At 69.5% G+C, this 12,074-nt stretch carries 14 protein-coding genes and 1 tRNA gene; 4 read left to right on the top strand and 11 right to left on the bottom strand.

Going from position 1 to position 12,074, the window contains the following annotated elements:
• Positions 1-1,569: a phosphoglycerate mutase (2,3-diphosphoglycerate-independent) gene (locus TEF_03405; protein ANK79937.1), complete on the bottom strand. Its 1,569-nt coding sequence runs from the start codon at positions 1,567-1,569 to the stop codon at positions 1-3.
• Between the two features lie 153 nt (positions 1,570-1,722).
• Here TEF_03405 and TEF_03400 point away from each other — a divergent pair, with 153 nt between their 5' ends.
• The gene (locus TEF_03400) at positions 1,723-2,571 is read left to right on the top strand and encodes a cytochrome C (protein ANK83254.1); all 849 of its coding nucleotides are present in this window, start codon (positions 1,723-1,725) and stop codon (positions 2,569-2,571) included.
• Between the two features lie 24 nt (positions 2,572-2,595).
• Here the strand turns inward: TEF_03400 and TEF_03395 are convergent, their stop codons facing one another.
• The 10 genes from TEF_03395 to TEF_03350 all read right to left on the bottom strand — a co-directional run bounded on the left by TEF_03395 (position 2,596) and on the right by TEF_03350 (position 9,773).
• On the bottom strand, positions 2,596-3,057 hold the full coding sequence (locus tag TEF_03395; GenBank protein ID ANK79936.1) for a 23S rRNA (pseudouridine(1915)-N(3))-methyltransferase RlmH: 462 nt from the start codon (positions 3,055-3,057) through the stop codon (positions 2,596-2,598).
• A 1-nt stretch (position 3,058) separates the two neighbouring features.
• Positions 3,059-3,400, bottom strand: a complete 342-nt coding sequence (locus tag TEF_03390) for a ribosome silencing factor (protein ANK83253.1) — start codon at positions 3,398-3,400, stop codon at positions 3,059-3,061.
• A 63-nt stretch (positions 3,401-3,463) separates the two neighbouring features.
• Complete coding sequence (locus TEF_03385) at positions 3,464-4,069, bottom strand: nicotinic acid mononucleotide adenylyltransferase (GenBank protein ANK79935.1); 606 nt, start codon at positions 4,067-4,069, stop codon at positions 3,464-3,466.
• On the bottom strand, positions 4,070-5,359 hold the full coding sequence (locus TEF_03380) for a glutamate-5-semialdehyde dehydrogenase (protein ID ANK79934.1): 1,290 nt from the start codon (positions 5,357-5,359) through the stop codon (positions 4,070-4,072).
• Positions 5,356-6,510, bottom strand: coding sequence for a glutamate 5-kinase (locus TEF_03375; protein ANK79933.1), 1,155 nt, complete (start codon positions 6,508-6,510; stop codon positions 5,356-5,358). The genes TEF_03380 and TEF_03375 overlap by 4 nt, the downstream gene beginning before the upstream one ends.
• Positions 6,498-7,526, bottom strand: a complete 1,029-nt coding sequence (gene obgE / locus TEF_03370) for a GTPase ObgE (protein ANK79932.1) — start codon at positions 7,524-7,526, stop codon at positions 6,498-6,500. The genes TEF_03375 and obgE overlap by 13 nt, the downstream gene beginning before the upstream one ends.
• Before the next feature lie 135 nt (positions 7,527-7,661).
• The gene (locus tag TEF_03365; GenBank protein ID ANK79931.1) at positions 7,662-7,928 is read right to left on the bottom strand and encodes a 50S ribosomal protein L27; all 267 of its coding nucleotides are present in this window, start codon (positions 7,926-7,928) and stop codon (positions 7,662-7,664) included.
• A 26-nt stretch (positions 7,929-7,954) separates the two neighbouring features.
• Positions 7,955-8,266, bottom strand: a complete 312-nt coding sequence (locus TEF_03360) for a 50S ribosomal protein L21 (GenBank protein ANK79930.1) — start codon at positions 8,264-8,266, stop codon at positions 7,955-7,957.
• Between the two features lie 108 nt (positions 8,267-8,374).
• The gene (locus TEF_03355) at positions 8,375-8,773 is read right to left on the bottom strand and encodes a hypothetical protein (GenBank protein ANK83252.1); all 399 of its coding nucleotides are present in this window, start codon (positions 8,771-8,773) and stop codon (positions 8,375-8,377) included.
• A 160-nt stretch (positions 8,774-8,933) separates the two neighbouring features.
• Positions 8,934-9,773: an NADPH-dependent oxidoreductase gene (locus tag TEF_03350; protein ANK79929.1), complete on the bottom strand. Its 840-nt coding sequence runs from the start codon at positions 9,771-9,773 to the stop codon at positions 8,934-8,936.
• A gap of 279 nt (positions 9,774-10,052) precedes the next feature.
• Between TEF_03350 and TEF_03345 the strand changes: the two genes are divergently transcribed.
• From TEF_03345 to TEF_03335, 3 genes are all read left to right on the top strand, one after another.
• A complete protein-coding gene (locus TEF_03345; protein ANK83251.1) occupies positions 10,053-11,354 on the top strand; it encodes a Na+:H+ dicarboxylate symporter in 1,302 nt (433 codons plus the stop codon).
• 115 nt (positions 11,355-11,469) lie between these two features.
• Positions 11,470-11,733, top strand: a complete 264-nt coding sequence (locus TEF_03340; GenBank protein ID ANK79928.1) for a Rho termination factor — start codon at positions 11,470-11,472, stop codon at positions 11,731-11,733.
• 104 nt (positions 11,734-11,837) lie between these two features.
• Positions 11,838-11,927: transfer RNA gene (locus TEF_03335), tRNA-Ser, on the top strand.
• The last annotated feature ends 147 nt before the right edge of the window (positions 11,928-12,074 follow it).

Below are 12,074 nucleotides of genomic sequence, written 5' to 3'. Positions count from 1 at the left end.
CTATGCAATGGCGCGCCGGGTCCTTTCTTCGGCCGCCGCGGCCGGCGCGAGCAGGACACGGCCGGACATCGCCGCCGGCTGCGCCAGGTCCATTAGCTTCAGTACCGTGGGCGCCAGGTCAGCCAGACGGCCGTCCTTCAGCGCCACCCCGGCCGGCCCGCCGACCAGCGTGAGCGGCACCGGATTGGTGGTGTGCGCGGTATGCGGCTGGCCCGTCTCCGGATCCGCCATCATCTCCAGATTGCCGTGATCGGCGGTGATCAGCATGGCGCCGCCAGCGGCCTCGACCGCCTCGGCGACCCGGCCCAGACAGGCATCGATGGCTTCGACGGCCTTCACCGCCGCCGCCACGACGCCGGTATGGCCGACCATGTCGGGATTGGCGAAGTTCACCACGATCAGGTCCGTCCGGCCGTCGCCGATGCGTTCGACCAGCCGGTCGGTGACCTCGGCCGCGGACATCTCCGGTTTCAGGTCGTAGGTGGCGACGTCAGGCGACTGCACCATGATCCGGTCCTCACCTTCGTAGCAGGTCTCCTGACCGCCGTTCAGGAAGAAGGTGACATGGGCGTACTTCTCGGTTTCGGCGATGCGCAACTGGGTCCGCCCCGCCTTGGCCACGACCTCGCCCAGCGTGTCTTCCAGATTCTCGGACGGGAACAGCGTCTCGAGAAAGGGATTCAACGCCTCCGAATACTCGACCATGCCGGCGGCCGCGGCGAAGTCCGGCATGCGGGAGCGGTCGAAGCCGTCGAAATGCGGGTCCAGCAGGGCGGTGAGGATCTCGCGGGCGCGGTCGGCGCGGAAATTGGCCATGAGAAGGCCGTCGCCCGCGCGTACGCCGTCATAGCCGCCGATCCGGCGCGGCTTGACGAACTCGTCGGTCTCGCCGGCTTCATAGGCATCCGCCAGGGCGGTCTGCGCGTCGGCGAAGTCGGCCACTCCGGCGTCGACGATGGCGTCGAAGGCCAGCTTCACCCGGTCCCAGCGCTTGTCGCGGTCCATGGCCCAGTAGCGGCCCATGACGGTGGCCAGCCGCACGCCCTCGGGCAGCGCCGCCTCGAAGGTCTCGATGAAGCCGCGGGCCGACTTCGGCGGCGTGTCGCGGCCGTCGAGGATGCCGTGGACCAGCACCTCGACGCCGTTCGCCGCCAGCGCCCTGGCCAGCGCGATCATGTGATCCTGATGCGAATGCACGCCGCCCGGCGACAGCAGGCCCATCAGATGCACACGGCCCGCCTTCTCCGCCAGCCGGCGCAGCGCGGGCAGATCGCCGAGACGGTCCTGCTCGATGGCCTCGTCGATACGCGGCAGATCCTGCAGCACCACGCGGCCGGCCCCGATGTTCATGTGGCCGACCTCGGAATTGCCCATCTGGCCATCGGGCAGGCCCACGGCGACGCCCGAGGTCTCGATCAGGCTCTGGGGACAGGTCCGGCAGAGCCGGTCCCAGTTCGGCGTCCGCGCCATCAGGATGGCGTTGTCCTCGCGCGCCTCGCGGTGGCCCCAGCCGTCCAGGATGCACAGGACAACGGGGCGGTAGCTCGTCTTGGAATCGTCTTCGGTCATGGCGGGCTATATAGCGGAGTGCGGGGCGGATTTTGAGTGTTTTCCGATGGCCGGGATGGGTCAAAGGCGGCTCGAAAACCAATGATCGCCAAATGCGGCTGCATTATGATTGCCGCAAGGGGCATCCCGGCCGAGGCCGGAGAGGGGGAAGACATGACCATTCTGAGAAACGGGCTCGCCGTCGTGGCGATCGCGGGCGCGCTCTTCGCAGCGTGCGGCGTCCAGGCCGAGGAGACCCTGCTTGAGCGCGGAACCTATCTGATGCGCGCCATCGTGGCCTGCGGCAACTGCCACACGCCGAAGGGACCCGAGGGCGAACTGCCGGGCATGGAGCTGGCCGGTTGGGCGGAGATCGAGAGCAATCCGGCCTTCACCGCCAGCGCTCCGAACATCACGCCGGACCCGGAAACCGGCATCGGAGGATGGACCGACCGGCAGATCATCGACGCCATCCGCGAAGGCCGGCGCCCCGACGGTTCGATCATCGGCCCGCCCATGCCGATCGCGCTCTATCGCGGCCTCTCGGACCGCGACGCACAGGCGATCGTCGCCTACATGCGCCAGGTCGAACCGGCAAGAAACGCCGTGCCGAAATCGGTCTACAACATTCCGCTGCCGCCTGCTTACGGCCCGCCGGTGGCCACGGTGCCGGAACCCGACCGCGAAGACCGGCTGGCCTATGGCGCCTATCTCGCCGGTCCGGCGGGGCATTGCATCGAGTGTCATTCGCCGATGGGGCCGAAGGGTCCGGACTGGGAGAACCGGCTCGGCGCCGGGGGTCTGGAGTTCCACCTGCCCTTCGGCACGGTCGTCTCGACCAACATCACACCGGCCGGCATCGGAGATTACTCGGATGCAGAGGTCCAACGGATGATCCGCGAGGGCGTGCGCCCCGACGGCTCGAAGATGCTGCCGCCCATGCCCTATGGCTATTACGCGAACATCTCCGACCCGGACATGGACGCGATCATCGCCTTTCTGCGCAGCCTGCCGGAGAGATAGGAGGCGTTTCGCCCGCCAGTCCGGTCAGTCGCGGTGATAGGGGTGGCCGGTCAGGATGGTGTGGGCGCGGTAGAGCTGCTCGGCCAGCATGGCGCGGACCAGGAGATGCGGCCAGGTAAGGCGGCCGAAGCTGACTGTGAGATCAGCCATCGCCCGGGAGTCGTCATCCAGCCCGTCGGCGCCGCCGACCAGGATGGCGATATCGCGCCGCCCGTCATCGGCGAAGCCACCCAGCTCGGCCGCGAAGGCGCGACTGTCAAGTTCCCGGCCCCGCTCGTCGAGGGCGATCACCGCCTGGGCGTCGGCGGCGCGCTCCCGCAACAACGCGTTCTCGCGCCGGTTCCGCTCGGCGTCCGAACCGCCCTTGCGGTCTTCCAGCTCATGCAGGTCCAGCGGCCAGGGCAGGCGCTTCGCATAGACGTCAAACAGCGTCCGCTCCGGCCCGCGGCCGAACCGGCCTATGCTGCAGATGGCGATGCGGAGCAAGTCAGCCGGTCGCGAAGTCCGCTTCCGGCTTCGACAGCTCGGCGGCCCACATCTTCTCGAGGTTGTAGAAGTCCCGGACTTCCGGGCGGAAGATGTGGACGATGACGTCGCCCGCATCCACCAGAACCCAGTCGCAGGCGCCCGCGCCCTCGACGCGGGCCCGGCCGTGTCCGGCGTCCTTCAGTTTCTCGACGACATGGTCGGCAATGGCCGAGACGTGCCGTGCCGAGCGCCCCGAGGCGACCAGCATGTGATCGGCGATGTCCGTCTTGCCTTCCAGGTCAATACGCACGAGATCCTCGGCCTTGTTGTCCTCGAGGGTCGTCGTGATCAGGCCCAGCAGTTCGTCCACGGGCCCGTGTGCAGCATCGCGGTCGACGATGGCTGTCCTCCTTTGGCGGCGCCGTTACAAGGGGTTCTCGACAGGCCAGGGGGTGGCGCCGCGCGCCCTGACCTCCGTCGCTGACATGGGGTGCCGCCGCATCCTTATGAAGGACCACGCCGGCGGTTTCGCATCCGCCAGCGCCCGCACGTCCGACTGCCGCCAATAGGCGCGCCGGAACCGGGTCGCCGCCTGCCCCGTCAGGACGTTCCAAGAATAGGGCTCGCGGTCGAATACGGCAACGGGCACGAGCGCCATCATTTCCGTCCAGCGGTCCCAGCCGGGAAGCTGGCGCAGATTGTCGGCGCCCATCAGCCAGACGAAGCGGTCTTCCGGGTGGCGGCGCCTCAGTTCGGCCAGCGTGTCGACCGTGTAGCGGGTGGCCATCCGCGCCTCGATGTCGGTGACCCTGATCCGCGGATGGCAGGCGAGCCGTTCGGCGTGTTCGAGGCGGCGGGCCAGCGGCGCCATGCCCTTCGTCGCCTTCAGCGGGTTCTGCGGCGAGACCAGCCACCAGACCTCGTCGAGGGCGAGCCGGTGCAGGGCTTCCAGGCTGAGATGGCGATGGCCGTCATGCGCCGGGTTGAACGAGCCGCCCAGCAGGCCGATGCGAAGTCCGCGGTGCGTCATTCAGGGGCGGGTCTGGCCCGTGCCGCGCACGACGTACTTGAAGCTGCAAAGCTGCTCCACACCGACGGGGCCGCGGGCGTGCATCTTCCCCGTGGCGATACCGATTTCCGCGCCCATGCCGAACTCGCCGCCATCGGCGAACTGGGTGGAGGCGTTGTGCATGACGATGGCCGAATTCACCTCGTTGAGGAACCGCGCCGCCGTTTCGGCGTCCTCGGTGACGATGACGTCGGTGTGCTCGGAGCCGTGGGTGCGGATGTGGTCGATCGCCTGCGCCACGCCGTCGACCAGCGCCACGCTGATGATCGGGGCGAGATACTCCGTGTCCCAGTCCTCGGGCCGTGCCGGGACGACGCGGTCGTCGAGGGCGGCGACGCCCTTGTCGCCGCGCACTTCACAGCCCGCCTCGATCAGCGCGGCGACGATGTCGCGGCCGGCCTCTCCGGCGATGGCGCGGTCGATCAGCAGGGTCTCCGCCGAGCCGCAGATCGAGGTGCGCCGCATCTTCGCGTTGACCGCGATGTCGCGCGCCATTTCCGGGTCCGCCGCGGCGTGGACATAGACGTGGCAGCGCCCCTCCAGATGGGCGAAGACCGGCATGCGGGCCTCCTGCTGGACCCGTTCGACCAGGGACTTGCCGCCCCGCGGGACGATCACGTCGATATATTCCGCCGCGCCCAGCATGTAGCCGACGGCGGCGCGGTCCGTGGTGGCGACGAGCTGGATCGACGCCTCGGGCAGGCCGGCGGCCTTCAGGCCCTCGACCAGCGCGGCATGCAGGGCGGTGTTGGTATGGAAGGCCTCGCGGCCGCCGCGCAGGATCACCGCGTTGCCGGCCTTGAGGCAGAGACCCCCGGCGTCGGCGGTCACGTTGGGGCGGCTTTCGTAGATCACGCCGACGACGCCGAGCGGCGTGCGCACGCGCTGGATCTTCAACCCGTTCGGCCGCTCCCACTCGGCCATCACCGAGCCCACCGGATCGGCAAGCGCGGCAATGTCCTCCAGGCCCTTCGCCACGGATTCCAGCCGGGCGCGGTCCAGTCTGGCGCGGTCGATCAGCGGCGCCGAAAGGCCGGCGGCCTCGGCGCCCTCGATATCGACCTGATTGGCGGCAAGGATCGAGCCTGCGCGGTCACGGATGGCGGCGGCGGCGGCGGTCAGGGCGCGGTTCTTCGCTTCTGTCGGGGCGACAGCCAGCGCCTGGGCGGCGGACCGGGCCGCCCGGCCCATCTCTGCGATGCGTCCGCCAAGGTCTGCATCGCCGGCAAAATCGGCTTCCACTACACTCATGACCGAAGCTCCTCTTCCACGATTTCCAGCACCAGGTCGTCGCGATGGATCATCTCGTCACGGCCACGATAGCCGAGCAGGGTCTCTATTTCATCGCTCTTGTGGCCGGCGATCCGCCGCGCGTTGGACGCCTCGTAGGCCGACAGGCCCCGGCCCAGCACGCGGCCACCTGCGTCGCGGATCCACACCGCGTCGCCGCGGTCGAAGTCGCCTTCCACCGCGCGCACCCCGGCCGGCAACAGGCTGCGGCCCTTCGCCAGCGCCCGCGCCGCGCCATCGTCGATGACCAGCGCGCCGCTGGGCTTCAGGGCGCTCGCGATCCACTGCTTGCGCGCCGTGCGCGGCGTCTGGTTGGCGGCGAACCAGGTGCAGCGGGCGCCCTCGGCCACGCGCTTCAGCGGGTGCAGCACACGGCCGTCGGCGATGGCCATGTTGCAGCCGGCGGCGACGGCGATCTGCGCCGCCTGCAACTTGGTCGCCATGCCGCCGACGCCGACGCCGCTGCGGCTCGTCCCCGCCATGGCCATGACGGTTTCGTCCAGCGCCTCGACCTCGGCTACGAAAACGGCCGTGGAGTCGCTCGCCGGATCGGCGGTGTAGAGGCCGTCGACGTCGGACAGCAGGACCAGGCAGTCGGCCGTGATCATCTGCGCCACGCGGGCGGCGAGGCGGTCGTTGTCGCCATAACGGATCTCGGCGGTCGCCACGGTGTCGTTCTCGTTGATCACGGGCACGCAACCCAGCCGGAACAGGGTCTCGAGCGTGGAGCGGGCGTTGAGATACTGGCGGCGGTTCTCGGTGGCGCCGAAGGTGACCAGGATCTGGCCGCAATCCAGCCCATGCGCGGCCAGCGCCTCCTGCCAGGCGTGGGCCAGCGCGATCTGCCCGACGGCCGCCGCAGCCTGCTTGTCCTCCAGCCGCTGACGGCGGCGCGGAATGTCCAGCCGCCGCCGGCCGAGCGCGATGGACCCGGAGGAGACGATGGCCACGTCCTGGCCCCGCGCCCGCGCCTCGGCCACGTCGGCGGCCAGCGCCGCCAGCCAGTCCCGGCGCAGTTCCCCGCTCGCCTGATCGACCAGCAGGGCCGAGCCGATCTTGACCACCAGCCGCCTGGCGCCGGTCAGGCGCGCCGCGCCCCTCAGGGCCGCCACGGTTCCGCCTCCTGTCCCGGCTTCGGCCGTTCCGCCTCGACCGCGCGGCGCAGGATGCGCAGCGCCTCGGGCACGCCCCGCCCGGAAACGCCGGAGAGCACAACCACCTCGCGGCCGGACGCCTCGATCAGGGCGGCGCGGCGCTCGGCGATTTCCTCTTCGGACATGGCGTCGGCCTTGTTCAGGCCGACAATCTCGACCTTCTCCTCCAGCCCCGCGCCATAGGCTTCCAGCTCGGCCCGGACGGTGCGGTAGTTCCCGGCCGGATCCTCGGCGGTGCCGTCCACCAGATGAAACAGCGCCCGGCAGCGCTCGATATGCCCCAGGAACCGGGTGCCCAGGCCGACGCCCTCGTGCGCGCCCTCGATCAGGCCCGGGATATCGGCCACGACGAAGCGCTTGCCGTCCTGTTCGACGATGCCGAGGCTGGGATGCAGCGTGGTGAAGGGATAGTCGGCGATCCTGGGGCTGGCGCGGCTGACGGCGGAGAGGAAGGTCGACTTGCCGGCGTTGGGCAGGCCCACGAGCCCGACATCGGCGATCAGCTTCAGCCTGAGCGTCACCCGCATTTCCTCGCCCGGCCAGCCCTTGTCGGCGCGGCGGGGCGCGCGGTTCGTCGACGACTTGTAGTGGGTATTGCCGAAGCCGCCATTGCCGCCCTTCAGCAGCACAACGCGGTCGCCGGCATAGGTCAGGTCGGCGATGACCTCCTCGCCTTCCTCGTCCAGGATCTGGGTGCCGATGGGAACCTGGAAGACCGCGTCGGCGCCGTTGGCGCCGGTGCGGTTCGCGCCCTCGCCCGGGCGGCCGTTGTCGGCGCGGATGTGCTGGCGGTAGCGGAAATCGATCAGGGTGTTGAGCCCCTCGACGGCCTCGGCGACCACGTCGCCGCCCTTGCCGCCGTCGCCGCCGTTGGGGCCGCCGAACTCGATGTACTTCTCGCGCCGGAACGACAGGCAGCCATGCCCGCCGCGGCCGCTCTTCAGATAGACGCGGGCCTCGTCGAGAAACTTCATGACCGTCGGCCTCCGCCGCTCGTGCGGACGCGTGTCATGGCGTCAGTTCCGATGGGAATGGATGATGTCGGTTCCGGCGCTTGGCCGGTGAAGGCGGGCGCCGTGGCGGCCCGCCGTATCATGACCGGCGGACCCTTACTCGGCCGCCGGCGCCGGCACGATCACGTTGATCGTGGGTTTCAGGCCGCCCTTGGAGAAGCTCACCTCGCCCTCGACCTTGGCGAAGATCGTATGATCCTTGCCCATGCCGACGCCCTCGCCGGGGTGCCAGCGCGTGCCGCGCTGCCGGATGATGATGTTGCCGGGAATGACCCGCTCGCCGCCGTACTTCTTCACACCGAGCCGCTTGCTTTCCGAATCGCGACCGTTCCGGGACGAACCGCCTGCCTTCTTGTGAGCCATGGGACGTTACTCCGTTGCGGTGGCGCTCAGGCGCCGGTGATGCCGGTGACCCTGACGACCGTCAGGTTCTGACGGTGGCCACGGGTGCGGCGATAGTTCTGACGCCGCTTCTTCTTGAAGACGATGATCTTGTCGCCGCGGATCTGATCCAGCACCTCGGCCTCGACCTTCGCGCCGTCAACCAGCGGCGAACCCACCTTCAGGTCCGCGCCGTCGCCCACGGCCAGCACGTCGAACGCGACGGTGGCGCCGGGTTCCGCCTGCAGGGTCTCGACGTTCAGCACGTCGCCTTCGGCGACGCGATACTGTTTCCCACCGGTCTTGATGACAGCGTGCATGTTTCTTCTCTATCCGGTCTGACAGGCCGCGGCGCTGGAAGCAGCGGCCGGTCGGCGACAATTCAAACGTGACCGCCGGGCGCGCGGCCCGCCGGAAGACAGCGGCTTTTAGACAGCGGCGGGGGGACTGTCAACACCCGCCTCGCGTCCGAGTTCCGCCAGCAGGATGCGCTTCGCCGCATCGGGCGGCGGACATGACCGTCCGCCCATCGCATGGACCAGCACGGAGCGGGCGCGGGCAATGCACCGGTCGCCCTCGAAAACCCCGCTGATGACCGTGTAGCTGGTATTGCCGACCGCCACCACGCGGGTGCCGATATCCAGCTTCGAGGGAAAATTGAGCTCGGCGATGTAGTCGACCTCGAGACGCACCACGACCCACTCCACCACCGGCGCGACGTCGCCCATCAGCTCGTCGATCATGGTCACGCGGCCGACCTCGACCATCTGCGGCACCACGGTGTTGTTCACGTGGCCGATGCGGTCGGTGTCGGAGAATCGCGTCATCCCCTGGACCCAGCGCCAGTAGGTCGCGCGGTCGGTCGGATCAGGGGCGGTGGCGGTGTCGGTCATGACGCGGCTTTCGATGGATGGCGTTTCGGCGGCGCCGGACCTTACAGGCTCCGGCGCCGGGCGCAATGCCGCCCGCGCCGCATGCGGCCATGAGTCAGTCGAGGCTGAACCCGATGGCGCGGACATAGGCGCCGAAGTCGGCGCGTTCCGGTGTCGCGTACTGGCGCGCCTTGTCCTCCGACCAGCCATAGGCCGGGTCCTCGCCGAAGCGCGCCACGTCCCGCTGCACGCGGTAGGGCGCGATCGCGCGCCGGCGCGCGTCATAGGCGTCGACCGCCTCCCGCAGTCCGGCCTCCCTGTAGCGGTCCCTGTGCACGGTATGGGACAACGGCAGGCGCGGCACGACCGGCGTCGGCGCGTCGGGCCAGCCCAGCGCAACGCCGGCGACCGGGAAGACGTGCGCGGGCAGCGCCAGCAGTTCCGAAATCCGCTGCGCATGATTGCGTATGGCGCTGATCGGACAGGCGCCGACCCCGGCGGCCTCCGCCGCCAGCACGAGCGCCGACAGGGCGATGCCCGCATCGACCGCCGCGTTGAAGAAGGCGTCCAGGTGGTCGTTGGCGAAGGTCCGGTTCCGCCATTCGTGGATCCTGCGCTGCCGGCGGTTGTTGCCGAGAACGACCAGCATGTGCGGCGCGCGGGAGATCCAGCGCTGGCCCTGCGCCCCCTCCGTCAGCAGCGCGTCGATCTCCCGGCGCAGGGCCGGGTCATCGACGATCAGGATATCGCGCTGCTGCAGGTCGCTCTTGGTCGGCGAGCAGAGCGCGAGCGCGGCCAGACGCTCGACCAGCGCGGGCGGCAACGGTTCGGGACTGAAACGCCGGCAGCTGCCGCGCGAGGCCATATCGCGCCAAAGCTGCGGCTCGTCCGCATCATGTGGCTGGGGCGCATCGCCGAAACGGCGTTCCAGCAGGTCGGTAATGCTGTCTGTCATGGCTTCCTCCCCCGAAGCGATACCCGCATCTGACGACCGGGCGGCGGAGACTTCAAGCGGCTCGCCGGCGGGAGCGCCATTGCCCCGGGTCGCGTTGCCGCCTTGGCTGACCGGCTGGCGGATGACACTTGTGGTAACGTCGCCTCCGGCCCGGAGCCGGCTTGCCGCGGCCGCACACAGGAAGTCTGTTACCGAATCACCATGTCCGACACTCCCACCGAATCCGCGCCCGCGCCGCCCCGCTCGCTGCCGGGCCTGCGCAAGTACCTCTTCACCCTGATCCGCCAGCGGCTCTGGCTGCAGGTGCTGATCGGCATGGCGCTCGGCGTCGGCTTCGGCGTTCTGATCGGTCCGACCTCGGGCCTGCTGGCGGCGGACCTCGCCACCCTGGTCGGCAACTGGGTGGCGTTGCCGGGCCGGCTGTTCCTGCTGGCCATCCAGTTCGTCGTCGTTCCCCTGGTGGTCGCCTCCGTGATCCGCGGCATCGCCGCCGGCGAAGCGGGGAGCGATCTCGGCCGGCTGGGCGCGCGCACGGTGGCCTTCTTCATGATCAGCACCCTGCTGGCCGTGGCCCTCGGGGTCGGTGCGGCGACACTGATCCGGCCCGGCTCCTTCGTCGATACCGCAGCGGTGGACCGCGCCCTGGGCGAAGGCGCCGGGGTGGTGACGGCCGCGCCCGCGCAGCCCCCCACCATCGACGCCATTCCCGACATGATCGTCGGCCTGTTCCCCACCGACCCGCTCAGCACCTTCGTCAGCGGCAACATGCTGCAGATCGTCATCGCCGCGGCGATCATCGGCCTGGCGCTGGTGATGACGCCGGGCGACCAGCGGCGCCCCCTGCTCGACCTGCTGGCCTCCATCCAGGCGGCCTGCATGGTGATCGTCGGCTGGGTCCTGCGCTTCGCGCCGCTGGCGGTCTTCGGGCTGCTGGCCAACATCACCAGCCGTATCGGCCTCTCCGCCCTGATCGGCACCGGCATGTACCTGGTCACGGTCCTCGTCGGGCTGGGGCTGCTGATGCTCTGCTATCTGCTGACCGCGCGGATTCTCGCCGGACGGCGCATGGGCCGCTTCCTGGCCGACACGCGCGACGTGATGCTGCTCGCCTTCTCGACCTCCAGCTCCGCCGCCGTCATGCCACTGACCCTGACGACGGTGGAGAAGCGCCTGGACGTGCGTCCCGCCGTGGCGCGCTTCGTGGTGCCGCTGGGCACCACCATCAACATGGCCGGCACCGCCCTCTACCAGGGCGTGGCGACGGTGTTCCTGGCGCAGGTCTTCGGCGTCGAGCTGGGCGTCGGCGGCATCCTGCTGCTGACCGCCATGGCGACCGGCGCGGCCATCGGCTCGCCGGGCACGCCGGGCGTCGGCATCGTCATCCTCGCCACCATCCTGGCCAGCGTCGGCATTCCGCCCGCCGGCATCGCCATCATCCTGGGCGTCGACCGCGTGCTCGACATGTGCCGCACGGTCGTCAACGTGACCGGCGACATGGTGGCCTGCGTGACCATCGACCGGATGATGCCGGAGGAGACGACGGCGGAGCCGGCGGCCGTCCCGCCGCCGCCCGGCGCCTGAAGCGCGGCGCCTCGTCGCTCCGGACGGCGCCGCAGGTTGCGCCCAGGCGCCCCGGCAACATCTCTCTGCCGTACCGGCAAGCGTACAAGACCAACAACAACCGGGAGAGAGCGCCATGGCGAAGAACCACGCCAATTCGGTCAAGGATGACGAGACCTACGAGGAACTGCGCGACAAGGGCATGAGCAAGGAGAAGGCCGCGCGCATCGCCAACGCGAAGCAGAACGACAGGCAGAAGCCCTCGAAGAAGGGCGGCAAGCGCGACGCCTACGAGGACTGGACGAAGGAGGAGCTCTACGCGCAGGCGAAGAAGGTGGGCATCGAAGGCCGCTCCGGCATGAACAAGGGCGAGCTGAAGAAGGCGCTCCGCCAGCACTGACCGGAAACGGGCTCCGAAACGGATTGCGGCGGGCCGGGCCTTCGGCTAGTGTCCGCGCCCGCCGGCCAGCCCGGCGTCCCCGTGGTCCGAAACGACCCGTCTGCGGAGAGGTGCCGGAGTGGTCGAACGGGGCGGTCTCGAAAACCGTTGTGCCTTTGCGGGCACCGAGGGTTCGAATCCCTCCCTCTCCGCCATTAAGTCATTGTTTTTGTTGATATATTATTTTTCTCTGGGGCCACCTCCCAGACCCCCCCGGCTTCTGCGGGACTCCGCGCGTCGATACCCCCAACTGCGAACCCGAGAACGCCCTGGTGAGCCGAATCTCCGATGGTCTTGCCCGG

The organism is Rhizobiales bacterium NRL2, assembly GCA_001664005.1.
Taxonomy (GTDB): Bacteria; Pseudomonadota; Alphaproteobacteria; order Minwuiales; family Minwuiaceae; genus Minwuia.
Note: the sequence above shows the minus strand (reverse complement) of the source record. Positions and strands in the feature narration are given on the sequence as shown.